The organism is Microbacterium dauci (assembly GCF_030065535.1).
Classification (GTDB): domain Bacteria; phylum Actinomycetota; class Actinomycetes; order Actinomycetales; family Microbacteriaceae; genus Microbacterium; species Microbacterium dauci.
On sequence record NZ_JASJND010000004.1, the window covers coordinates 344,815 to 365,366 of the forward strand.

Sequence of the window (20,552 nt, forward strand, 5' to 3'; positions counted from 1 at the left end):
ATGGAACGATGACCGACCGTGCGATCCCCAACGCCTACTTCGAGCGCGTCGACGCGACGCACTTCCGCGCCACCTCTTTCGTCGGCGGGGCGTGGAACGTCGCCGAGCAGCACGTCGCTCCGCCGATGGGCCTGCTCGCGCACGTCATCGAGCAGGGCCACGCGACCCGCAGCCCGCAGCCGATGCAGCTCACCCGGCTGAGCATCGAGATCCTCGGCACCATCCCGATCGACGTCGTCGAAGTGACCACTGCAGTCGTCCGTCCCGGTCGCAGCATCGAGCTCGCGGAGGGCGCGCTGTCGCACGCCGGTCGGCCGGCGCTCATCGCGCGGGCGTGGCTGCAGCACGCCCGTGACACGTCGGCGCTCGCCGGCTCGGCGCTGCCCGACATGCCCCCGCACGACGAGGTCGAGGTCGTCGACCCGAGCGCACTCTGGCCGGGCGCGTTCATCGAGACCGTCGGCGAGGTGCGGCGGCGACAGGTCGAGCCGGGACGCGCGTTCACCTGGATCCACCCGAAGGTGCCGCTGCTCGCAGATGAGTCGGTGTCGCCGACGGCACGGCTCGTCGCGCTCGTCGACATCGCCAACGGTGTGACCCCGCGGGTGCACCCGACCGAAGTGGCCTTCCCGAACCTCGACCTGACCCTGCACCTGCTGCGCCCACCCGTCGGTGAGTGGATCGGCTTCGACACGACCGTGAGCTTCGGTGCGACCGGGCTCGGCCTCACTTCGACCGTGCTCCACGACCTTGACGGCCCGATCGGCACCGTCGCACAGACCCTCACGGTGCGCCCGCACGCCTGAACTGCGGTCACCGACGGTCGCGGCAGCCGGTGGCCGCGGCGGGGGTTGGCAGACTGTCGCGACCGGTAGCTGCACGCCGGGCCGCCGCGGTGAGCGTGTCCTCCCGTGAAAGTTCCCGCCCCTCCGCCCCGCGCGGCGTGACAGGCTTGAAGGTATGACAGTTCCCACCCTGACCCTCAACGACGGCCACACGATCCCGCAGCTGGGCTTCGGCGTCTTCAAGGTCGACCCCGCCGAGACCGAGCGCGCCGTCAGCGCCGCGCTCGAGGCCGGCTACCGCCACATCGACACCGCCGCGGTCTACCGCAACGAAGCCGGAGTCGGCCGTGCCATCGCGGCATCCGGCATCCCCCGCGACGAGCTCTTCATCACCACGAAGCTCTGGAACTCCGAGCAGGGCGCGGCCACCTCGCGCGGCGCGATCGAGGCGAGCCTCGAGACCCTCGGTCTCGACTACGTGAACCTCTACCTGATCCACTGGCCCCGGCCCGACCTGGATCGCTACGTCGAGACGTTCCAGCAGCTCGAGCAGTTCAAGGCCGAGGGCCTCACCCGCTCGATCGGCGTCTCGAACTTCCACCGGCCGCACCTCGAGCGCATCCTCGCCGAGACCGACACCGTGCCGGCCGTGAACCAGATCGAGCTGCACCCGGCATTCGCGCAGCGCGCGCTGCGCGAGTTCGGCGAGCCGCGCGGCATCCTCACCGAGGCGTGGGGTCCGCTCGGCCAGGGCAAGTACGACCTCTTCGGCGAGCAGGCCGTGGCGGATGCCGCTGCGGCGCACGGCGTCACCCCGGCGCAGATCGTCATCCGCTGGCACCTGCAGCAGGGGATCATCGTGTTCCCGAAGTCGTCGACCCCGGCCCGTATCGCCGAGAACTTCGACGTCTTCGGCTTCGAGCTCACCGCCGACGAGATCGCCGCGATCGACGCGCTCGACCGGGGCCAGCGCGTGGGCGCCGACCCCGACACCGCGACCTTCTGACGCGCCACACGAATGGGCTCCGCTCCGGCGGGGCCCATTCGTCGTCTCACCGGGCTTTCGGGCGGCGCGGCATCCGCCGTACAATAATTCCTCGAATCGATTCGATCCTGCCCCTGAAAGACCGAATGGCCACCTCCCTCACGACGGGCCGCCCCTGGCGCGTCATCCTCCTATTCACCGTGCCGCTGATGATCGGCAACGTGGTGCAGCAGCTGTACCACTTCGCCGACACCGTCGTCGTGGGTCGGCTGCTCGGCGTCGAGGCGCTCGCCGCCGTCGGCGCGACCGGGAGTCTGCTGTTCCTGCTGCTCGGGTTCGCATGGGGCCTCACCTCGGGCTTCGCGATCCCGACGGCCACCGCCTACGGCGCCCGTGACGCCGACGCCGTCCGTCGCTCGGTCGCGACCGGCGCGATTCTCAGCGGTGTCACGAGCGTGGTGCTCACGATCGGCGCGCCGTTCCTCTCCCGGCCCGCCCTCGTCGCGCTGCAGACGCCGCCCGAACTCCTCGACGACGCGACCACCTTCACCGTGATCAGCTTCCTCGGTGCGGGCGCACTGATGTTCTTCAACTTCCTGTCGGCCGTCATCCGGGCGATCGGCGACTCGCGCACCCCGCTCGTCTTCCTCATCGTCGCGTGCGTGCTGAACGTCGTCCTCGTCATCGCTGCGATCGCCTGGCTGGGCCTCGGCGTCGGCGGTGCGGCACTCGCGACCGTCCTCTCGCAGGCCATCTCGGTGCTGTTGTGCCTCGAGTACATGCGCCGCCGCATCCCCGAGCTGCACCTGCGCCGCGATGACTGGCGCATCACCCGCGCGGATGTGATCGAGCACCTGCGACTCGGCCTTCCGATGGGCTTCCAGGCTTCGATCATCGCCATCGGCGCGCTCACCGTCCAGGTTGCGCTGAACACGCTCGGCTCCGACGCGGTCGCCGCGTACACCGCGGCGTCCCGTGTCGACGGCCTCGCCGTCGCGCTCCTCCAGTCGATGTCGCTCGCCGTGTCGATGTACGTCGCGCAGAACTACGGCGCCGGTCGCCCCGACCGCATCCGCAAGGGCGTCGTCCAGGCGATCTGGATGTCGATTATCGGCGCCGTCGCCCTCGGTCTGCTCCTCGTCACGCTCGGCGGCCCGCTCGTCCGCCTCTTCGTCGGCGACGGTGCGGACGATGTCGTCCACATGGCCGTCGGGATGCTCATCATCAACGGCCTCAGCTACAGCTTCCTCGGAGTCCTGTTCGTCACCCGCGGCGCGCTGCAGGGGCTCGGTGACGCCGTGATCCCTACCGTCACCGGCGTGGTCGAGCTCTTCGCCCGAGCCGGCGCGGCAGTCCTCCTCGGCGCGACGATGGGATTCATCGGCGTCGCATGGTCGAACCCCTTCGCCTGGATCGGTGCGGCGATCATCCTCGTCCCCGCCTACGTCCGCGCGCACAAGCGCCTCGCCAGCATGCCGATGGCGCCGATGACGATCACGCCCACGACGCCGATCGCGGTGATCGGTCCCGTCGACGGCTCGATGAACGTCGAAGCGGTCGTCACCCAGCCGGTGCGGCTCCCGCAGCCGTCGTCGCGCATGCAGCGCGCGCTGCGCCGCCGCCCGACGAGGCCGCGCATCCGCAAGGACTGATCCGAAGCGGATGCCGCGCTCGTGGCATCCGCTTCGTGCAGGTCGCCACCGAGGGTGCACAATCGTGGGGTGTCGACTGCCTTCGCTCCGCTGACCGAGATGCCCGACCCGCGGTTCGTGATGGTCGGCGACGGCTACCGCGTCGCGACCTACTCCTGGGGCCCCGACGACGCGACGACCGTGCTGCTGGTGCACGGGTTCGCGTCGAGCGCGCGCGACAACTGGGTGAACACCGGGTGGGTGCGCGACCTGCTGCGGGCCGGGTACCGCGTGCTCGCGGTCGACCAGCGCGGCCACGGCGCGAGTGATAAGCCGCACGAGGCCGCCGCCTACGCCCTCCGCACGATGGCGACCGACGTCGAGGCCGTGCTCGACACCTACCTCGTCGATGAGGCGCTCTACGTCGGGTATTCGCTCGGCGCGCGCGTCGGGTGGGAGGTCGCCCGCGACTTCGAAACCCGCATCGACCGCGTCGTGCTCGGGGGCGTCCCCGACGGCGTGCCGCTCGGGCGCCTCGACCTCGACCAGGTGCGGGCGTACGTCGAGGACGGCGTGCCGGTGACGGATGCCGTGACCCAGAACTACATCGCCCTCACCGAGCGCGTGCCGGGCAACGACCTGCGCGCACTGCTCGCGATCGCGGGCGGCATGCGCGCGACCGGCACCGTCGATCCCGACCCGGCGAACGCCCCGCGGCAGCCCGTGCTGTTCGCGACCGGGTCGAAGGACGGCATCATCGAGGGCTCGAAGGCGCTCGCCGCGGCGACTCCGCACGGCCGGTTCGTCGAGATCCCCGATCGCCACCACTTCAACGCACCCGGCTCTCGCGCCTTCCGCGAGGCCGCCGTCGCGTTCCTCGCGGAGTAGCCGCGCGGCGCGGCATGCGTCCAACCGCGGCCGCGCGCCGCGGCGCGAGCCGAGGCGGCTCGTCAGGGGCGGGGTGCGGATGCCGCGTGCCACGGCGCATCGGGCTCGAGGTGCAGCCGGGCGATCCAGTGCGCGAGCGCCACGGCCAGCACGGTCACGACGACCTTGTCGACGATCGACACGAGGAAGCCGACCGAGAACACTGCGGGGACGATGCCGGCGACTGCTTCGACCGCGAGGACGAACGTGTTGCTGGCGTGCCCCATCCCGCCGTACATGAGGATGTTCAGCGGTGCGCTCACGAGCGTGCACGCGAGGGCGACGGCGATGGTCAGCAGACTCATGCGCGCCCAGGAACGGCCGAGCCGACGCATGCCATACCCCCACACCAGCGCCCCCGCGACGTTGACGAGTGCGAACGCGATCGTCTCCGGGCTCGAGATCACGGTGTTGAGTGCGTTCGTGGCGATCGCGACTGCGACGCCGTGCCAAGGGCCGAAGACGAATGCCGCGAGGGCCGTCCCCGCCATGTCGAGGAACAGCGGCAGTTGGAGCTTCGAGGCGACCGCGCTGCCGAAGAGGTTCATGAACACCGCCGCGGCCATGATCGTGATGATCAGCGCGGTCCGCAGCCGGGGGAGCAACGGGTCGGACGGCGCAGGAGCAGGAACAGGAGCGGGTGACGGTGCCGGCTCCGGAGCAGGGCTGGGGGCCGCAGGCGCGACCAGGTGGCGCTCGAGCGATCGCGCGCGCCACCGCTCGGCACCTTCGGCATCCTGACCCAGCGCGATGACGATGTCGGCGACGAGGTCGGGGTCGATGCGTCGACGTCCGGGCTGGAACACGTCGTACACCGTCGACCGTGCGACTCGCGACGCGGACGCGCTCATGCCGCGGGCGGCACGCGCGGCTGCCACCCGCTCTGCGATGAGCGCGTAGGACACATTCCCCGCGGAGATTCGCAGCTGCTGCAGATCTTCTGCGAAGGCATCGCGCGCGAACGACCGGTCGCCCGTCGTCATCCGCACCACTCCCCACGTCACGAGAACGCTTCGACTGTATCCGAGCCGCCGCGTACCCTCGCACCATGACCGACCTGCCGTCGTGGGGCCCGTCCGCGGTCACGCCGACAGCCGAGCACTACCGCCATTTCGGCGCGGTCGAGGCGCACGGGCAGCCCGACACCGCGATCGTCCTGCACCCGATCGGGGTCGGGCACGACGCCTCGGACGCCGAGCGGCAGACGCTCGAGGAGCTCGTCGCGAAGGGGTCGGTCTTCGGCGTGAACCTCGCCACCGACGACCTCGACGCGACGTTCGCGCAGCTCGAATCCGCCGGCGCCGACATCGTGCAGGAACCCATCGAGCAGGACTACGGCGTCCGCGATTGCGCAGTGCGCGATCCCGCGGGCAACCTCCTCCGCATCCAGCAGCAGTGACCCACGAAAGGCAGACCATGGCAGACAAGACCAGCGGCGGCGCGGACTTCAGCGACGACGAGAAGGCCGCGATGAAGCAGCGCGCCGAAGAGCTCAAGGCGATGAAGGGGCTCAAGGGCGCGGCGAAGCTCGCGAAAGAGAACGAGGCGTGCGTCGAGGCGATCGAGAAGCTCGAGGGCACCGACCGTGCGATCGGCCAGCGTGTGCACGTGATCGTGCTCGAAGAGGCACCGCACCTGCGCCCGAAGACGTTCTACGGCTTCCCCGCCTACGCGAACGAAGACGGCAAGGTGGTCGTCTTCTACCAGCCGGCATCCAAGTTCAAGACCCGCTACGGCACCGTCACGTTCGACGAACCGGCGGCCCTCGACGACGGCCCGATGTGGCCGGTCTCGTTCGCGGTGCTCGAGGTGACGGATGCCGTCGAGGCGAAGCTCCGCGAACTTGTCAGGACCGCGGCACCGACAGGCTGACGATCCGGTCGTCGCCCTCGCGGGCCCAGCCGCGGCCGTCGGTGTTGTTCGTCAGCACCCAGAGCGTGCCGTCGGGGCCCGCGGCGACGTCGCGGAGGCGTCCGTACCCTTCCGCGAGGACGGACGAGCTCGACGGGTCGGCGACCGGCACCGCGCGGAGCACCTCGCCTCGGAGGTTGGCGATCACGATGGTCTCGTTCACAATCGCGATGCCGCTGGGGCTCGCGGCATCCGTCGTCCAGGTCTGCACCGGGTCGATGAACCCGTCGCCCTCGCCGCCCGTGCCTTCGACGTACGGCCAGCCGTAGTTGCCGCCCGGCTCGATGATGTTGAGCTCGTCGCGGTAGTTTCGACCGAACTCGCTCGAGAACATCGTGCCGTCCTCGTCCCACGCGAAGCCCTGCACGTTGCGGTGGCCGAGGCTGTAGACGGGTGAGCCGGGATCGGGGTTGTCCGACGGGATGCCGCCGTCCGGCTCGATCCGCAGGATCTTGCCCGCGAGCGAGTCGGGGTTCTGCGACGCCGGTTCGTCACTGGTGTCGCCGTTCGCGATGTAGAGCATGCCGTCGGGGCCGAACGCGATGCGGCCGCCGTTGTGGTGGGTGCCCGCGGGCATGCCGTCAATGACGACCTCGGGTGCGCCGAGCCGGTGCGACCCGGTCGTGCCCGAGATCGGGTAGCGCTGCACGCGGTTGCCGTCCGCCGCGGTCGAGTAGACGTAGAGCCAGCCGTCGCCGTTCACCGCGAGACCGAGCAGGCCGCCCTCGTCGCTGTGCACGACGCCGTCCACCGTGCCGACCTCGTGCATCTCGCCGTCGGTGGGGACTTCGACGATGCGCGCGGTGTCACGCTCGCTCACGAACACGGTGTCGTCGGCGACCGCGATCGACCACGGTGAGTCGAGCCCCGTGATGACGGTCCGGGGCGTGTCGGGGATCGGGGTCGGCGTCGGGGTGGGCGTGGGTGTCGGGGTCTGTGTGGGTGTCGGCGTCGCGCTCGGCGACGGGGTCGTCGTCGCCGTCGCGTCGGGCTCGGCGGGCGCGCAGGCCGTGATCGCGGATGCCGCGAGCAGCGCGGCGGCGAGTGCGAAGGTGTGGCGCGCGGACCGCTGCATGCCCCCAGTCAACCCGGCATCCGGCCGAGGCGGAAGCCGAACGGGCTGGACGACCTAAACTGGAGGGAGTCCGTCCCCGTCTGTGAGAAGCTTCGCCGTGCCTGACGCCGCCCCCCGCACTTTCGCCGTGCGACACCTGCAGATGGCGCGCGCCCTGTTCGCGGCCGTCGCCGCGGTGATGATCACGTTCTCGAGCGACCACTCCGCACCCGTCGGTGTCTCGGTGTTCGGCGGATTCGCGACCGCGACGGCACTGATCTTCCTGATTTCGGTGTGGCTCGTCTTCCCCGCCGGTGCCCGGTGGCCGTCGGTGCTGCTGGGGGCTGTGACACTCGTCGCCGGCATGGTCGCGACGTTCCCCGCCGTGCGCACGACGGAGGGCTACTTCCTCCTCGTCGCGATCTGGGCGTTCGTGTTCGGTGTCGTCGAACTGGTGATCGGGATCGTCGGCCGCCGTCGCGGCTGGGATGCCTCGCGCGACGCGATCTTCGTCGGCGCGCTCACCCTCGTGCTCGGCGCCGGTCTGATCGTCACGAACCCGGCGTATCGGCTCGACTACTTCATCGAGGAAGCGGGACGTTCGTTCACGCTCACCGGCATCACCATCGGGGTGGGCCTGTTCGGCGCGTACGCCGCGATCGTCGCCGTGTTCCTCGGCATCGCCGCGTTCTCGCCTCGCCCCGTGGCATCCACTGCAGACGTCGCCGACGCTCCGGGAGGCACCGCGTGACCGAGAAGGACCCGACCCGTCGTCAGCTGCTGCGCCCGGCGCAGCTCATCACGATGGCACTCATCGCGGCGGCGTTCGCGGGCATCGTGACCCTGGTGTCGATGGGCATCCTGCAGGACCCGCGCCCCGTGCCCGAGGGTGCGCTGCACCCCCACGTACGGGCCTGGATGGTCGCGGCGATCGTCGCCGGCGTCACGTTCATCGCGACGCTCGTCATCATCGCGCTGTCGCTGCTGGCCGTCGACCCGTCGAAGGTCGGCAAGACCGTCGATCGCGGGCTGCTGCTCGACCCCGAGCCCGGGCCGGGCGACGACGACCGCCCCGCCGCACCGCGCGAGCCGCGCGGGCACTAGCTGCGCCGCGGCATCCGCTCGCGTCGTCACTCACGAGCGGCGCACAACTCAGGCTGATCGGCGCTCGCGGCTCGGCTGGGCGCCCACCGGAGCAGTTCTGCCTGAGTTGTGAGCCGCCTGTCGCGCCCGGGTCAGGTGTCGATGCCCAGAGCGGCGCTCAGCGCAGCTCGTCGACCAGGCTGTCGGCGAGGCCGGCGTAGGTCGCGGGGGTGAGCGCGAGCAGGCGCTGCTTGGCGGCGTCGCCGATGTCGAGGCCGTTCACGAACTCGGCCAGCTCCGGCGCACCGACGCGGCGGCCACGGGTGAGGTCCTTGAGCAGCGCGTACGGGTCGGTGATCTGCGAGCGACCGGCGACGATCTCGGCGCGGACGACGGTCTGGATCGCCTCGGCGAGCACCTCCCAGTTCGCGTCGAGGTCGGCGAGGAGCACGTCGCGCGACAGCGAGATCTCCTTCAGGCCGCGCTGCAGGTTGTCGAGCGCCAGCAGCGAGTGGCCGAACGCGACGCCGATGTTGCGCTGCGTCGTCGAGTCGGTGAGGTCGCGCTGCATGCGCGAGGTCACGAGGGTGGATGCCAGGGTCGAGAGCAGGCCGCCCGACATCTCGAGGTTCGCCTCGGCGTTCTCGAACCGGATCGGGTTGATCTTGTGCGGCATCGTCGACGAGCCGGTGGCGCCCGCCACGGGGATCTGCGCGAAGAAGCCCATCGCGATGTAGGTCCAGATGTCGGTGGCGAGGTTGTGCAGGATGCCGCCGGCGTGACGCACGCGGTCGTAGAGCTCGACCTGCCAGTCGTGCGACTCGATCTGGGTCGTGAGCACGTTGAAGCCGAGGCCGAGGCCCTCGATGAACTCGCGGGTGAGCGCGGGCCAGTCGACGTCGGGCTCGGCGGCGAGGTGCGCCGACCAGGTGCCGGTGGCGCCCGAGAACTTCGCGAGGTACTCGCCGCCGGCGATCTGGCCGGCGACGCGCTGCAGACGCCACGCGAAGACGGCGAGCTCCTTACCCATCGTCGACGGGGTCGCGGGCTGACCGTGGGTGCGCGAGAGCATGACGGCGTCGCGGTGCTCTTCGGCGAGGGCGGAGAGCGCGTCGATGACCGCGTGCAGCTTCGGCAGCCACACGTTCACGACGGCGCGCTGCACGGTGAGCGCGTACGACGTCGAGTTGATGTCCTCGCTCGTGCACGCGAAGTGGGTGAGCTCGGCGATGGCGTCGAGTCCGAGCGACGACAGGCGGTCGCGGACGAGGTACTCGATCGCCTTCACGTCGTGCCGGGTGACGGCCTCCTTCTCGGCGAGCCAGCCGATCTCGTCTGCGCCGAAGCCTTCGTACAGTTCACGCAGCGACGCCTTCTGCTCGTCGGTGAGCGGCGACGACCCGAAGAGCCCGCGGTCGGTGAGGGTGATGATCCACTCGACCTCGACCTCGACGCGGGCCCGGTTGAGGCCGGCCTCCGAGAGGTAATCGGCGAGGGGCGCGACAGCTGCCGCGTACCGTCCGTCAAGGGGACTCAGGGACATCGAGGGCAGGGAGGACACACGACTCCGATCGGGTGTGGGGGTGCTCACCGGCGAATCGCGGGTTCGAGCTGCCGGAAGAGCGCCCGGCTCGCACTCTCGATCATACCGAGCACGTCATCGAACATCTCGGGCCCGCCGTAGTAGGGGTCGGGCACGTCGAGCACCCCGTCGGCCCGCGCGTCGAAGGGCAGCAGCAGGCTGACCTTGTCGGTGTCGGCGGACGTGCGCGACCACTCCGTCAGCGCCCGCTCGTGCGACCGGTCGAGCGCGACGATCAGGTCGTTACGGTCGAAGTCGTCGAGGGTGAACTGCTTGGCGCGGTGCTTCGACCCGTCGAACCCGTGGCGCTCGAGTGCGGCGAGGGTGCGCGAGTCGGCGCGCTCGCCGACGTGCCATTCACCGGTCCCCGCGCTCGTCGACACGACGCGGTCGCCGAGTCCGGCTTGGTCGGCGAACCAGCGGAACACCACCTCCGCCATCGGGGAGCGGCAGATGTTGCCGGTGCACACGAACACGACGCGGAACGGAGCATCGGACTGTGGCACCACTCCATTGTGGTGATCTGCGGGCGTTCTGCACAGATGAGCTTCGCGCGGTGGCATCCACCGACCGCATCGGACCCGTCGATCGACGGATGCCGCGCGGCCAGCATTTCGGCATGACGAACGTCGCGCCGCTTCCCGAGATCCCTGGCGCGTGGGCCGTACCCGCGGACGTCGCAGCACCCGCGATCCGCTCTGCGCTCGTGCCGCTGACCCGGGCGCAGAGCGAGGCGTTCGACCTGCACGTCGGTGCGTTGCGCGTGGCAAGGGTCACCGACTGGCAGTCGTCCGCGGCGGAGGTGTTCCGTGCGACGGTCGGCGAGTGGGTGGCCGAGATCGCCCGGGTGGCCCTCGACCTCGACATCGCGGCGGGCGAACTGCGGGCCGAAGCCGAACGACTCGAGCGTGGGTTCTGATGGCGGACGGCGACTGGGACATCCGCAGCGGACGCATCATCGCCGTCGACCCCGAAACCCTCCGTCACGCCGCCGGGCTGCTCGATGTGCTCGAGACGGATGCCGCGCGCCTGCACGCCTCGCTCGCCGAGGCGCAGTCGACGTTGTACGCCTCGACGTCGGGGTGGCGCGTGCATCCGCTCGTGGACCGCACTGCGGCGCTGACGCAGCGCGCGGCGTCGCTCGCGGGCACGCTGCGGATCCTCGCGACGGCTTACGAGCTCGTCGAGCTCGAGGCTGCCCGCACGGCTGCGCTCGTCGTCGGCGACCGTGATGCGGCGCGGATTCTCGCCGAGCGCGCTTCGCAACTCGCTGCCGCGGCACCGGTACCGGCCGCGCTCGCCGACGAGCTCCGCAGCACCGCCCCGAGCCCGCACGCCGACATTCTCGGGCAACTGGCGCTCACTTCCGCGGTCGCCGGCGGCGGCGTCCTCGTTGCCGGCGCCGGTCTCCTGGGACTCGTGCGCGACCTGGACCGTGGTCGGGTGCACGCCCACGCGCGCACCGTCGGTACGGCCGCCGCGCCGCGGGTCTCGCTGGTCGAGCAGGGCACCGCGGCCGCACCCACGTCGCTCCGCGACGTCGCCGCCCGCATCCCGGGGACCTCGGGCGGCGGCATCCGAGTTGAGCGGTACTCGATGCCGCAGGGCGGGCAGCGCTTCGCGCTGTATCTCACCGGAACGCGCGCGATCGGCGGCACGGAGGTCTTCGACATGGGCTCGAACCTCGACCTGTACGGCGGTCGCGACGCGTCATCGCTCGCGGCGGCGCGGATCGCGCTCGAGCGATCGGGTGCGAAGCCCGGCGACACGGTGCTGCTCGCGGGGCACTCGCAGGGCGCGATGGCGGTCTCGCACCTCGCCCTCGACAGCGAGTACGACGTCACGGCGATGATCGGCTTCGGCAACCCGATCCAGGCCGACCTCGGCCAGGGCACCCTGCAGGTCGACGTGCGGCACACCGACGACCCGGTGTCGGCCCTCGCGCTCGGCGGGCACGATGCGACCATCGGCGCGCCCGGCAGCTTCGTCGCCGAGCGCTCCGCCGATCCGCTGCCGTCGCTCGGCGACCTCACCGCGCAGGTGCACCACCTCGACGCGTACGTCGAATCGGCGGAGCAGCTCGACGCGTCGAGCGATCCGCGACTGGACGGCGTCCGCGAACGGCTCGCGGGGTTCGACGGCGCAGCATCCGTCGACGTGTTCGTCTACGACGCGGTCAGCGCTTCGTCTGCGGACGAAGGATGATGCCGAAGATCCAGTTGATGATCGAGATGACCAGCGCCGCGACGACGCCCAGCCAGAAGCTCTCGACCGTAAGACCCCAGCCCCACCACTCGGTGAACCAGCCGGTGAGCCAGAACAGGAAGCCGTTGATGATCAGCGAGATCAGGCCGAGCGTGAGGATGTAGAGCGGGAAGGCCAGGACCTTCAGCACTGTGCCGATGACGGTGTTCACGATCGCGAAGACGGCGGCGACTGCGAGCAGCGAGATGACGAGCTGCAGCGTCTCGCCGGGTGCGAACGGGGTGACCTGCACGCGCAGCGGTTCGATCAGGGTGACGACCCAGATCGCGAACGCGTTGATCACGACGCGGATGATGAAGCGCATGCGGGCAGTCTCCCACGCCCGATGCCGCGCGCCCAGGGACTTGCGCGGACGCTCGTAGACTGTCGCGGGTGACCGATATCCCCGTCCGGGTCCGCCCCGAGATCGCCGCACTCCCGTCGTACAAGCAGGGCAAGCAGGCCGGCGCCTCGGCGTTCAAGCTCTCGAGCAACGAGAACCCGTTCGACCCGCTGCCGAGCGTCGTCGCCGCGGTGCAGGACGCGACGACCTTCAACCGGTATCCCGACGCCCTCGCCGGACGTCTCCGTGCGCGCCTGGCCGAGCGGTTCGGCGTGAGCGACGACCACGTGCACGTCGCCGCCGGATCGGTCTCGATCCTGTACCAGCTGGCGCAGGCCGCGGCATCCGTCGGCGATGAGATCGTCCTGCCGTGGCGCTCGTTCGAGGCATACCCGGGCATCGTCACCGTGACGGGCGCGACGCCGGTGATGGTGCCGTTGACGGATGCCGCGGCGAACGACCTGCCTGCGCTGGCCGCCGCAGTCACCGATCGCACCCGCGCGGTCTTCGTCTGCACGCCGAACAACCCGACCGGTGCGGTCGTCTCGCAGGCCGACTTCGACGCGTTCGTCGCGGCCGTCCCGAGCGACGTGTTGATCGTCCTCGACGAGGCGTACGCCGAGTTCGTGACCGACCCGGCCGCCGTGAACGGCGTCACGGTCGTGGCCGCCGGGCACCCCAACGTCGTGCTGCTGCGCACATTCTCGAAGGCCTACGGGCTCGCGGGCCTCCGCATCGGCTACGCGATCGGGCACCCCCGCATCCTCGATGCGGCCCGCAGCGCCGGCATCCCGCTGTCGGTGACCGCGCAGGCCGAGGCCGCCGCACTCGCGAGCCTCGACGCCGAAGACGAGCTGCGCGCTCGCGTCGCGATCGTGGCGGAACGCCGGGACGCGCTCATCGCACGCTTGCGCGACGCCGGGTGGGACGTCCCGGCCGCGCAGGGCAACTTCGTGTGGCTGCCCGCCGGTGAGCGCGCCCTCGAGGTCGCGGCGGTGTTCGAGGCCGCCGACCTGGTCGTGCGTCCGTTCGCCGGCGACGGCGTGCGCATCTCGGTCGGCGAGGCCGAGTCGCTGCGGCGGATCGTCGACATCGCGGCATCCGTCGCCCCCTGAGGGCGCACCCGCGTCAGCGGCGCTTTCGGTTGGTGAAGAGCGTCTCGGTCTGCTCGAGCTCCATCCCCTTCGTCTCGGGCACGCGCCACGCCACGTAGACGAACGACAGGGCCGCGAACAGCGCGTACATGCCGTACGTGATCGGCAGCGACCAGCCCGACATCGCGGGGAACGACACCGTGATGAGGAAGTTGGCGATCCACTGCGCGCCCGCCGCGACGCCGAGCGCCTTGCCGCGGATGCGGCTCGGGAAGATCTCGCCGAGCAGCACCCACACGAGCGGTCCCCACGAGGCACCGAAGCCGACGACGAACAGGTTCGCCGCGACGAGCGCGATGGGTCCCCATGCGCCGGGCAGCGAGACTTCGCCGTCGACCGTTTCGGCGAACGCGAAGGCGAGCGCCATGGTCGCGAGCGACAGCGTCATGAGCACCGAGCCGGTGAGCAGGATGGGCTTGCGGCCGACGCGGTCGACCAACCAGATGGCGATGAGGGTCACGACGACGTTCGTGATCGAGGTGATCACGCTGATGAACAGCGAGTCGCTCTCGTCGAACCCGACCGCCTTCCAGAGGGTCGTGGAGTAGTAGAAGATCACGTTGATGCCGACGAACTGCTGGAACGTCGACAGGATGATGCCGACCCAGACGATGCCCTGCAGGCCGAGGACGGGGCCGCGCAGCGACGCGCCCTTGCTCTTGCGGTCCGCGTCGATCGCCGAGCGGATCTCGTTGACGGACTTGTCGAGGTCGGCCTCGGGCACGAGCCGCGCGAAGATCTCGCGGGCCTCGTCGGTGCGGCCCTTCGCGAGCAGATACCGCGGCGACTCGGGCATCGTGAACGCGAGCACGCCGTAGACCGCGGCGGGCACGATCCCGACGAGGAACATCCAGCGCCAGGCCTCCAGCCCCCACCACAGCTGCTCGGCTGCACCGCCCGCGGAGTTCGCGAGCACGGCATCCGAGAGCAAGGCGGCGAAGATGCCGAGCGTGATCGCGAGCTGCTGGAGTGAGGCGAGACCACCGCGGATCTGTCGCGGTGCGATCTCGGCGATGTAGGCGGGCGCCACAACCGACGCGATGCCGATGCCGATACCGCCGACGACGCGCCAGATGATGAGATCGGGCACGCTGAACGTCAGGCCGGAACCCACCGACGACACGAGGAACATCACGGCGCCGAGCATCATCGTCTTCAAGCGGCCCCAGCGGTCCGACAGACCGCCGGCGAGCACCGCGCCGACCGCGCAGCCGAGCAGCGCGACCGCCACGACGAAGCCCGTGAGCACCGGGTCGAGCTCGAAGTTGCCCGAGATCGCATCGACCGCGCCGTTGATCACCGACGAGTCGAAGCCGAACAGGAAGCCGCCCACCGCGGCGGCGACCGACAGGCCGATCGCCCGCCGTCCGTAGGGGCTCTTCAACGAGAATGCGTCGGCGGGGATCGTTCCTGTCTTACTCACTCGGACGAGGGTACGCCCTCTCGACGGGGCATGGCCGCCGTTGCGCGCGTGACGAAAACCGATACGGGTGGCGGTTGATCGCCGCTCGCCTGTCGCAAACGGCGGTGGCGAGCGCTTTCTCATCGGAACCTCCTCGTTCCTCGGGTGGGGGCGACTCGCGCCCGGGTCTCAGTCGGTGATCGCGTCGGGGTCGGCTGCGCACCCGCACGACTCGCGGATCACGAGCCGGGTCGGCAGCACCGTGCGAGGGTCGAGGGTCTCGCCGAGGGCGCCGGCGGCGGCGCGCGCGCCGAGCTCGGCGACCGGCTGATGCACCGTGGTCAGGCGGGGCGAGGCGATCTCGGCGAGCGACTGGTCATCGAAGCCGGTGATCGCGACGTCCTGCGGGATGCGGTGGCCGAGGCCGGGCAGCGTCGCGAGCAGCCCGATCGCGAGTTCGTCGTTCGCGCAGACGAGGGCGTCGGGGAGTCCGGTCTCGTGCACCTGACGGGCGGCGAGGGTGCCGCTGCGGACGTCGAGTCCGTACCGCAGCGGATCGCCCGCTTCGCCGAGGCCCGCTGCGCGCAGCGCGTCGAGGAAGCCCTCGTACCGCAGCGTGGTGTCGGGCGATCCGGCCGGCTCGCCGACGAACGAGAGCCGGCGATGGCCGTGCACCTCGATGAGGTGGCGGGTGAGCTCCGCGGCGGCGCTGTGTCCGTCGGCCAGAACCGCCGGAGCGTCGTCGCTCTCGCCGGCGACCACCACGACGCGGCCGGCCCGCCCTCCTCAAGGGCTGGATCGATCGGGTGTTCGCGAACGGGTGGGCCTTCGGCGTCGGCGAGGGCGGCGGCATCCGTCCCGGACTCGGCAGGCTCACGGTGCACCTGGTGCCCGTCGCGGGATCGGATGCTGCGCTCTACGAGCGGCGCGGGTACGACCGCGCCTTCGCGACCCAGATCGAGACCGGCATCCTCGACTACTGCGAGGTGCGTCGCGGGCGGACCGAGTTCCTCTACGACGCGGATGCCGGTGGTGCCGCCGCTGACGTCGATGTCGTCGTCGCGCGCATCGCCGCCGCGGTCCGCGCCTGACGCTGCGGGAGGGTCCCCGGGCCCGAACCGCGGGGGGAGGTCGGCTCGACGGCCCGGGGCTCCCGGACGCGTCGCCATGACAGGGGAGACGCGATTCCGCGCGGACGACCCGGGGCTGGGTTGCCCGCGAGGATACGCGTGCATCCGCCCGAGCGGAAGGGGTGAGACCCGGCTGGAGGGGGGTCTCCCCCGGACCCCAGCCGGGTCGTGGTGCTGTTCCGGGGCCCGCGTGCAGAAACGCCCTTGTCCCCCAGAGGCCAATCCGAGTGCGGGCAAACCAGCAGCACGTGAGAATCTACTCACGTGGGGCGACGTTCTTGTCCCCCTTCCGGGGGACAAGCCTCGTGTGGTGAAACTTTCGGCGCCTACGAGGATCGGCGTCGGAACGCGTCGCCGAGCCAGCGGTCGTAGGCCGCCCACGGGTCGCCGATGCGCTCTCGCACGGCGTCGATGTGCGCCGCGAGCACCCCGGTGAGCGTGAACCATTCGCCGCCCTCGCGAAGCTCGGCGAACTCGCGGTGCCGCTGCTGTTCCAGAGCGCGGTCGCCCGATTCGAAGGCCAGCAGCTCATCGTGCATGATCGCGGCCAACCGGCGCCGTGGCGTCGCCGACGTGCCGATCTTCACGCGGTCGCGGTACCGCAGGTAGTAGACGACGTCGATCCGCGGCGGCGGGATGTCGGGGTCGGGGGCGTCGCCCAGCCGCCATCCGCAGCGCGTGCAGTACCAGGCGTCGTCGTGGCGCTCGCCGATCGTGCCGCCGCAGAGGCGGCAGCGCGAGCGCAGGGCATCGGACACGTGAGCATGGTGGCATCGACGGCCGACACCCTGTCGATGTCGACGTATGCCCGGCCTGGATGTAACCGGATACATCGGGTACAGCCCCCGTGGTAACCGGTTACCTAACCTGCAACGACGCTCGCCGATCGCCTCGATCGGATCGTGCTCTACCAGGTGTATCCGCAGAGCTTCGCGGACGCCGACGGTGACGGCATCGGCGATCTCGACGGGCTCGCGGGCAGCCTCGACCACCTGTCGTGGCTGGGCGTCGACGCCGTGTGGATCAACCCCTGCTTCGTCTCGCCCATGCGCGACGCCGGGTACGACGTCGCGGACTTCGATCACGTCGACCCGCGGTACGGAGGCGATGCCGCCCTTGACCGGCTGATCGCCGAAGCCGACCGACGCGGCATCGCCGTCCTGCTCGACCTCGTGGCCGGGCACACGTCCGACCAGCATCCCTGGTTCCAGGCGGCGATCGCCGACGACACTGATCATCGGTATGTCTTCTCGGACCGCGCCGCCGAGGGGTTCGAGCCGGTTCCCGGCCCGCGCGGCGGCTTCTACAAGCCGAACTTCTTCGCCTTCCAGCCCGCGCTGGACTTCGGGTACGCGCGCCGCCGCCGATGAGCCGTGGCGACAGTCCGTCGACGCCGACGGGCCCCGGCAGAACCGGGATGCGCTCGTCGACATCATCCGCCGCTGGTACGACCGTGGGGTGCAGGGGTTCCGTGTCGACATGGCCGCTTCGCTCGTGAAGGACGACCCCGGCCACGTCGAGACGGCGAAGCTCTGGAACGGGATCCGGTCCCGGCTCGACGCCACCCACCCGGGCCGGGTGCTTCTGTCCGAATGGGGGGACTCGGCGTGGGCGGTCCCGGCGGGCTTCCACGGCGGCTTCTTCCTCCAGTTCGGCGGCGACAGCGACGGCTGGCCGCTCAAGTCCCTCTTCAACGACAACGCCGGCACCGTGCACGAGGCGTGGAACCAGACCGAGGTGTGGGCCGGCGCCGACGGCACGGGCCACGCGGCGGACTTCGTCGCCGCGTGGCGGGAGGCCGCCGACGCGATCGAGCGCGACGGACCGGGTGGCGTCGTCGGGCTCCCGACGGCGAACCACGACTTCACGCGCATGGTCAGCGGTCCCCGTGACGCCGAGCAGGCCCGTGCCGCGCACCTGCTCGTCCTCACCTGGCCGGCGATGCCCTCCGTCTACTACGGCGACGAGATCGGCATGCGGTACCTCCCCGGGCTCGCGCCGCACGAAGGCTCCTAGCTCGGACAGCGCTAAGAGCGCGCCGGGTCGCGGACGCCCCCGGATCAAATCGGATCAGTCGTCGCCCTCGAAGAACCCGCCGTCGAGCAGCCAGTTGTTGCGCAGGCGCAGCGCCCGCTCGGTGCTCGCGACGATGCCCGCGACGAGAAGAATCACGTTGAGCCAGCCCGGAAGCCGGCTCGGCGACGTGACGGTGCCGAAAGCCTAGAGACGTGCCACCACGGCCGTCGCCGACGGATCGACAGCGGCCGCCGCGGGCTCCGCGATGAGGGCAGCGCCCACCGCCGCGATCGTCCCCATGTCAGGCGCGTGCGCGACACGACGGGGCAGATCGAGCGACGCGAGGAAGGGCGACTGCTCGGCGCCCTCGGCGAGTACACGCCGCACTCCGTCGATCAGTCGGCTCCGCTTCGCGATCAGACCGCCGCCGATCACGACCACATCGACATCGAGCGTCAGGACGAGGATGCGGACGGCCGCCGCGATGCTCTCGACGAAGGATCGGAAGATCCGCTGCGCGTCGACGTCGCCTCCGTCGGCGGCCGCGAGCAGATGTGAGAGGGGCTTGGATCCGCCGGCCGGCCATGCGCGGGCGATCGCGGAGCCCGAAGCGCTGAGCTCGAGGCAGCCTCGCTGCCCGCACGCGCACAGCGGACCGGTCGGATCCACCGCGATGTGCCCGACCTCGCCCGCGGTGCCGCCGCGACCCCGCCAGAGCCGTCCGTCGAGCACGATCCCGGCGGCTACTCCCGTGCCCAGGTTGAGGTAGGCCATCGACGGCTGCATCGGATCGTCGAGGTGCCGCCAGATGCCGACGGCAGCCGCGTTGACGTCGTTCTCGACCGCCACGACGACCCCGGGGTCGAGCGACGGGGCGAGTTCCCGCGCGAACGACAGCCGAGTGATGCCGAGGTTGACGGCGTGCGTCACCTCTCCGGAGACCGCATCGACGACTCCGGGGACGCCGATCCCGAGCGACGAGTACGCGCGTCGATGGACACCCGACTTCTCGGAGAGCTCGGCGAGCACCGCTTCGACGGTCGAGGTCACATCGGCGTTGCCGTGACCCGTGGGGCGGCGGACGCTGTGCAGGGCCGAGCCGTCGGGCGCCAAGAGAACGCCGACCGTCTTGGTGCCACCGATGTCGATGCCGATCCTCACCATGTGGTCCGCCTGACATCGATCTCGCCGCGCGGGGGATCGAGTGCCACGGTCTCTCCGCCGGACTCGGCCGATCGGTCGATCGCGTCGAGAACTTCGAGGACGTGGAGGCCGCGGTCTCCGCTCGCCGCGGGACGCGAGCCCGCCCGCAGTGCCGCAGCCATCTGGACGACGCCGAGGCCGATGCGATTGCCGTCTCCCCCCGAGACGGCAAAGGTGACGGGATCGGCGGATCCGCCCGGCAGGATCACCGCTGGCCCGCCCCACGAGTTCGGTGCGGGGCAGACGAGCGAGGCCTCCGTCCCGTGGATCTCGAGACGGGGCGTGCGCGTCCCCTGGACATCGAAGCTCATGACGAGCGTCGCGACGGCGCCGCCCGCGAAGCGCAGAAGTGCGCTCACGTGCGTCGGCACCTCGACCGCGAAGGTCTCGCCCGCCCGACGCCCCGTCCGCACCGTGCGACGGGCGGATCCGGTCGTCGCCATGCCCGTCACGGCGGCGACAGGACCCAGCAGGCTGACGAGAGCCGAAACGGCGTACGGGCCGCCGTCGAAGAGCGGACCCGCCCCCGGATGGTAGAGGAAGTCGGGTTGCGGATGGAAGGCCTCGGGGCCGGGACCCATCGAGAACGCATTCGCTGACACGGGCGTGCCGATGGTGCCCGCGAGGACGAGCTCACGGCAGCGCGAGAGGCCCGGTCCGAGGAAGGTGTCGGGGGCGCACCCCACCGAGACCCCGGCGGCGTCGGCCGCATCGAGCAGGGCACGCGCATCGGCGACACTCGTCGCGAGCGGCTTCTCGGTGTAGACGTGCTTGCCCGCCCGGACCGCCGCCATCGACACGGCTGCGTGAGCGGACGGAGACGTCAGGTTGAGCACGAGGTCGATCTCGGCCGAGGCCACGAGCTCGTCGACGGAAAGGGTCTGCACGATCCCGAACGCGCGTGCGAGCTCGTCGGCCCGTGCCGACTCGGCGTCTGCGCACGCGACGACGACGAGGTGCGCGTCGTCGGGGTCGGTGCGATCCGTCTCGTCCTGCAGGACGAGATTCGCCAGATACTGCCGGCTCACATTGCCGCAGCCGATGACGCCGACACGGACGGGAGGAGAGAGTGCGGAGGTTCCTGTCATGACGGGAGGCGGCG

23 protein-coding genes and 1 pseudogene are annotated in these 20,552 nt (G+C 70.8%); 14 read left to right on the forward strand and 10 right to left on the reverse strand.

Annotated features, from left to right (window positions below):
* Positions 1-8: 8 nt before the first annotated feature.
* The 4 genes from QNI14_RS06680 to QNI14_RS06695 all read left to right on the forward strand — a co-directional run bounded on the left by QNI14_RS06680 (position 9) and on the right by QNI14_RS06695 (position 4,289).
* Positions 9-806: a thioesterase family protein gene (locus QNI14_RS06680; RefSeq protein ID WP_283715706.1), complete on the forward strand. Its 798-nt coding sequence runs from the start codon at positions 9-11 to the stop codon at positions 804-806.
* A gap of 154 nt (positions 807-960) precedes the next feature.
* The gene (locus tag QNI14_RS06685; RefSeq protein ID WP_283715708.1) at positions 961-1,791 is read left to right on the forward strand and encodes an aldo/keto reductase; all 831 of its coding nucleotides are present in this window, start codon (positions 961-963) and stop codon (positions 1,789-1,791) included.
* Between the two features lie 125 nt (positions 1,792-1,916).
* Positions 1,917-3,422: an MATE family efflux transporter gene (locus QNI14_RS06690; RefSeq protein ID WP_283715709.1), complete on the forward strand. Its 1,506-nt coding sequence runs from the start codon at positions 1,917-1,919 to the stop codon at positions 3,420-3,422.
* A 99-nt stretch (positions 3,423-3,521) separates the two neighbouring features.
* The gene (locus QNI14_RS06695; RefSeq protein WP_430539250.1) at positions 3,522-4,289 is read left to right on the forward strand and encodes an alpha/beta fold hydrolase; all 768 of its coding nucleotides are present in this window, start codon (positions 3,522-3,524) and stop codon (positions 4,287-4,289) included.
* Between the two features lie 62 nt (positions 4,290-4,351).
* Here the strand turns inward: QNI14_RS06695 and QNI14_RS06700 are convergent, their stop codons facing one another.
* Positions 4,352-5,332 (reverse strand): ECF transporter S component, encoded by a 981-nt coding sequence (locus QNI14_RS06700; protein ID WP_283715711.1) that lies wholly within the window; start codon positions 5,330-5,332, stop codon positions 4,352-4,354.
* A 44-nt stretch (positions 5,333-5,376) separates the two neighbouring features.
* Between QNI14_RS06700 and QNI14_RS06705 the strand changes: the two genes are divergently transcribed.
* Complete coding sequence (locus QNI14_RS06705; RefSeq protein WP_283715712.1) at positions 5,377-5,727, forward strand: VOC family protein; 351 nt, start codon at positions 5,377-5,379, stop codon at positions 5,725-5,727.
* A gap of 17 nt (positions 5,728-5,744) precedes the next feature.
* Positions 5,745-6,200: a hypothetical protein gene (locus QNI14_RS06710; RefSeq protein ID WP_283715713.1), complete on the forward strand. Its 456-nt coding sequence runs from the start codon at positions 5,745-5,747 to the stop codon at positions 6,198-6,200.
* Here the strand turns inward: QNI14_RS06710 and QNI14_RS06715 are convergent.
* Positions 6,175-7,314, reverse strand: coding sequence for a PQQ-dependent sugar dehydrogenase (locus QNI14_RS06715; RefSeq protein WP_283715714.1), 1,140 nt, complete (start codon positions 7,312-7,314; stop codon positions 6,175-6,177). The two genes, QNI14_RS06710 and QNI14_RS06715, sit on opposite strands and share 26 nt — an antisense overlap.
* Positions 7,315-7,411: 97 nt before the next feature.
* On the opposite strand from QNI14_RS06715, the gene QNI14_RS06720 reads away from it, so the two are divergent.
* Both QNI14_RS06720 and QNI14_RS06725 read left to right on the forward strand, forming a co-directional pair.
* Positions 7,412-8,044 carry an acyl-CoA synthetase gene (locus QNI14_RS06720; protein WP_283715716.1) on the forward strand — a complete coding sequence of 211 codons (633 nt, stop codon included), beginning with the start codon at positions 7,412-7,414 and terminating at the stop codon, positions 8,042-8,044.
* Positions 8,041-8,397 carry a hypothetical protein gene (locus tag QNI14_RS06725; RefSeq protein ID WP_283715717.1) on the forward strand — a complete coding sequence of 119 codons (357 nt, stop codon included), beginning with the start codon at positions 8,041-8,043 and terminating at the stop codon, positions 8,395-8,397. Before QNI14_RS06720 ends, QNI14_RS06725 begins: the two co-directional genes overlap by 4 nt.
* A gap of 157 nt (positions 8,398-8,554) precedes the next feature.
* On the opposite strand, the gene purB is transcribed toward QNI14_RS06725, so the two are convergent.
* Together purB and QNI14_RS06735 are read right to left on the reverse strand one after the other, a co-directional pair.
* Positions 8,555-9,919 carry an adenylosuccinate lyase gene (gene purB / locus QNI14_RS06730; protein ID WP_430539246.1) on the reverse strand — a complete coding sequence of 455 codons (1,365 nt, stop codon included), beginning with the start codon at positions 9,917-9,919 and terminating at the stop codon, positions 8,555-8,557.
* A gap of 44 nt (positions 9,920-9,963) precedes the next feature.
* Positions 9,964-10,398 carry a low molecular weight protein-tyrosine-phosphatase gene (locus QNI14_RS06735; RefSeq protein WP_488192548.1) on the reverse strand — a complete coding sequence of 145 codons (435 nt, stop codon included), beginning with the start codon at positions 10,396-10,398 and terminating at the stop codon, positions 9,964-9,966.
* Between the two features lie 116 nt (positions 10,399-10,514).
* On the opposite strand from QNI14_RS06735, the gene QNI14_RS06740 reads away from it, so the two are divergent.
* Both QNI14_RS06740 and QNI14_RS06745 read left to right on the forward strand, forming a co-directional pair.
* A complete protein-coding gene (locus QNI14_RS06740; protein WP_283715720.1) occupies positions 10,515-10,877 on the forward strand; it encodes a hypothetical protein in 363 nt (120 codons plus the stop codon).
* Positions 10,877-12,163: a hypothetical protein gene (locus QNI14_RS06745; RefSeq protein WP_283715721.1), complete on the forward strand. Its 1,287-nt coding sequence runs from the start codon at positions 10,877-10,879 to the stop codon at positions 12,161-12,163. Before QNI14_RS06740 ends, QNI14_RS06745 begins: the two co-directional genes overlap by 1 nt.
* Here the strand turns inward: QNI14_RS06745 and QNI14_RS06750 are convergent.
* Positions 12,135-12,527: a phage holin family protein gene (locus QNI14_RS06750; protein ID WP_283715722.1), complete on the reverse strand. Its 393-nt coding sequence runs from the start codon at positions 12,525-12,527 to the stop codon at positions 12,135-12,137. The genes QNI14_RS06745 and QNI14_RS06750 overlap by 29 nt on opposite strands.
* A 68-nt stretch (positions 12,528-12,595) precedes the next feature.
* Here QNI14_RS06750 and QNI14_RS06755 point away from each other — a divergent pair, with 68 nt between their 5' ends.
* The gene (locus tag QNI14_RS06755) at positions 12,596-13,660 is read left to right on the forward strand and encodes a histidinol-phosphate transaminase (RefSeq protein ID WP_283715723.1); all 1,065 of its coding nucleotides are present in this window, start codon (positions 12,596-12,598) and stop codon (positions 13,658-13,660) included.
* Between the two features lie 13 nt (positions 13,661-13,673).
* Here the strand turns inward: QNI14_RS06755 and QNI14_RS06760 are convergent, their stop codons facing one another.
* On the reverse strand, positions 13,674-15,122 hold the full coding sequence (locus QNI14_RS06760) for a sugar porter family MFS transporter (protein ID WP_283715725.1): 1,449 nt from the start codon (positions 15,120-15,122) through the stop codon (positions 13,674-13,676).
* 168 nt (positions 15,123-15,290) lie between these two features.
* A complete protein-coding gene (locus tag QNI14_RS06765; protein WP_283715727.1) occupies positions 15,291-15,866 on the reverse strand; it encodes a LacI family DNA-binding transcriptional regulator in 576 nt (191 codons plus the stop codon).
* Between the two features lie 23 nt (positions 15,867-15,889).
* Between QNI14_RS06765 and QNI14_RS06770 the strand changes: the two are divergent.
* Positions 15,890-16,192 (forward strand): annotated as a pseudogene (locus QNI14_RS06770) (NAD(P)H-dependent oxidoreductase); the annotation flags it as partial.
* A 365-nt stretch (positions 16,193-16,557) separates the two neighbouring features.
* Here QNI14_RS06770 and QNI14_RS06775 read toward each other — a convergent pair.
* Positions 16,558-16,989, reverse strand: coding sequence for a GIY-YIG nuclease family protein (locus QNI14_RS06775; RefSeq protein WP_283715728.1), 432 nt, complete (start codon positions 16,987-16,989; stop codon positions 16,558-16,560).
* Between the two features lie 144 nt (positions 16,990-17,133).
* On the opposite strand from QNI14_RS06775, the gene QNI14_RS06780 reads away from it, so the two are divergent.
* Positions 17,134-17,601 (forward strand): alpha-amylase family glycosyl hydrolase, encoded by a 468-nt coding sequence (locus QNI14_RS06780; RefSeq protein ID WP_283715730.1) that lies wholly within the window; start codon positions 17,134-17,136, stop codon positions 17,599-17,601.
* 109 nt (positions 17,602-17,710) lie between these two features.
* Positions 17,711-18,247: an alpha-amylase family protein gene (locus QNI14_RS06785; protein ID WP_283715731.1), complete on the forward strand. Its 537-nt coding sequence runs from the start codon at positions 17,711-17,713 to the stop codon at positions 18,245-18,247.
* Positions 18,248-18,451: 204 nt separating this feature from the next.
* Here the strand turns inward: QNI14_RS06785 and QNI14_RS06790 are convergent, their stop codons facing one another.
* Both QNI14_RS06790 and QNI14_RS06795 read right to left on the reverse strand, forming a co-directional pair.
* The gene (locus tag QNI14_RS06790) at positions 18,452-19,411 is read right to left on the reverse strand and encodes an ROK family protein (RefSeq protein WP_283715733.1); all 960 of its coding nucleotides are present in this window, start codon (positions 19,409-19,411) and stop codon (positions 18,452-18,454) included.
* On the reverse strand, positions 19,405-20,538 hold the full coding sequence (locus tag QNI14_RS06795; RefSeq protein ID WP_283715734.1) for a Gfo/Idh/MocA family protein: 1,134 nt from the start codon (positions 20,536-20,538) through the stop codon (positions 19,405-19,407). The genes QNI14_RS06790 and QNI14_RS06795 overlap by 7 nt, the downstream gene beginning before the upstream one ends.
* Positions 20,539-20,552 lie beyond the last annotated feature (14 nt).

What these genes read in the sequence shown, in the direction of transcription:
- QNI14_RS06705 (WP_283715712.1), top strand. Translation starts at nt 5,377, where the DNA reads ATGACCGACCTGCCGTCGTGGGGCCCGTCCGCGGTCACGCCGACAGCC.
- QNI14_RS06795 (WP_283715734.1), bottom strand. Translation starts at nt 20,538, where the DNA reads ATGACAGGAACCTCCGCACTCTCTCCTCCCGTCCGTGTCGGCGTCATC.
- QNI14_RS06685 (WP_283715708.1), top strand. Translation starts at nt 961, where the DNA reads ATGACAGTTCCCACCCTGACCCTCAACGACGGCCACACGATCCCGCAG.
- QNI14_RS06695 (WP_430539250.1), top strand. Translation starts at nt 3,522, where the DNA reads ATGCCCGACCCGCGGTTCGTGATGGTCGGCGACGGCTACCGCGTCGCG.
- purB (WP_430539246.1), bottom strand. Translation starts at nt 9,919, where the DNA reads ATGTCCCTGAGTCCCCTTGACGGACGGTACGCGGCAGCTGTCGCGCCC.
- QNI14_RS06785 (WP_283715731.1), top strand. Translation starts at nt 17,711, where the DNA reads ATGGCCGCTTCGCTCGTGAAGGACGACCCCGGCCACGTCGAGACGGCG.
- QNI14_RS06735 (WP_488192548.1), bottom strand. Translation starts at nt 10,398, where the DNA reads ATGGCGGAGGTGGTGTTCCGCTGGTTCGCCGACCAAGCCGGACTCGGC.
- QNI14_RS06680 (WP_283715706.1), top strand. Translation starts at nt 9, where the DNA reads ATGACCGACCGTGCGATCCCCAACGCCTACTTCGAGCGCGTCGACGCG.
- QNI14_RS06710 (WP_283715713.1), top strand. Translation starts at nt 5,745, where the DNA reads ATGGCAGACAAGACCAGCGGCGGCGCGGACTTCAGCGACGACGAGAAG.
- QNI14_RS06745 (WP_283715721.1), top strand. Translation starts at nt 10,877, where the DNA reads ATGGCGGACGGCGACTGGGACATCCGCAGCGGACGCATCATCGCCGTC.
- QNI14_RS06715 (WP_283715714.1), bottom strand. Translation starts at nt 7,314, where the DNA reads ATGCAGCGGTCCGCGCGCCACACCTTCGCACTCGCCGCCGCGCTGCTC.
- QNI14_RS06790 (WP_283715733.1), bottom strand. Translation starts at nt 19,411, where the DNA reads ATGGTGAGGATCGGCATCGACATCGGTGGCACCAAGACGGTCGGCGTT.
- QNI14_RS06690 (WP_283715709.1), top strand. Translation starts at nt 1,917, where the DNA reads ATGGCCACCTCCCTCACGACGGGCCGCCCCTGGCGCGTCATCCTCCTA.
- QNI14_RS06750 (WP_283715722.1), bottom strand. Translation starts at nt 12,527, where the DNA reads ATGCGCTTCATCATCCGCGTCGTGATCAACGCGTTCGCGATCTGGGTC.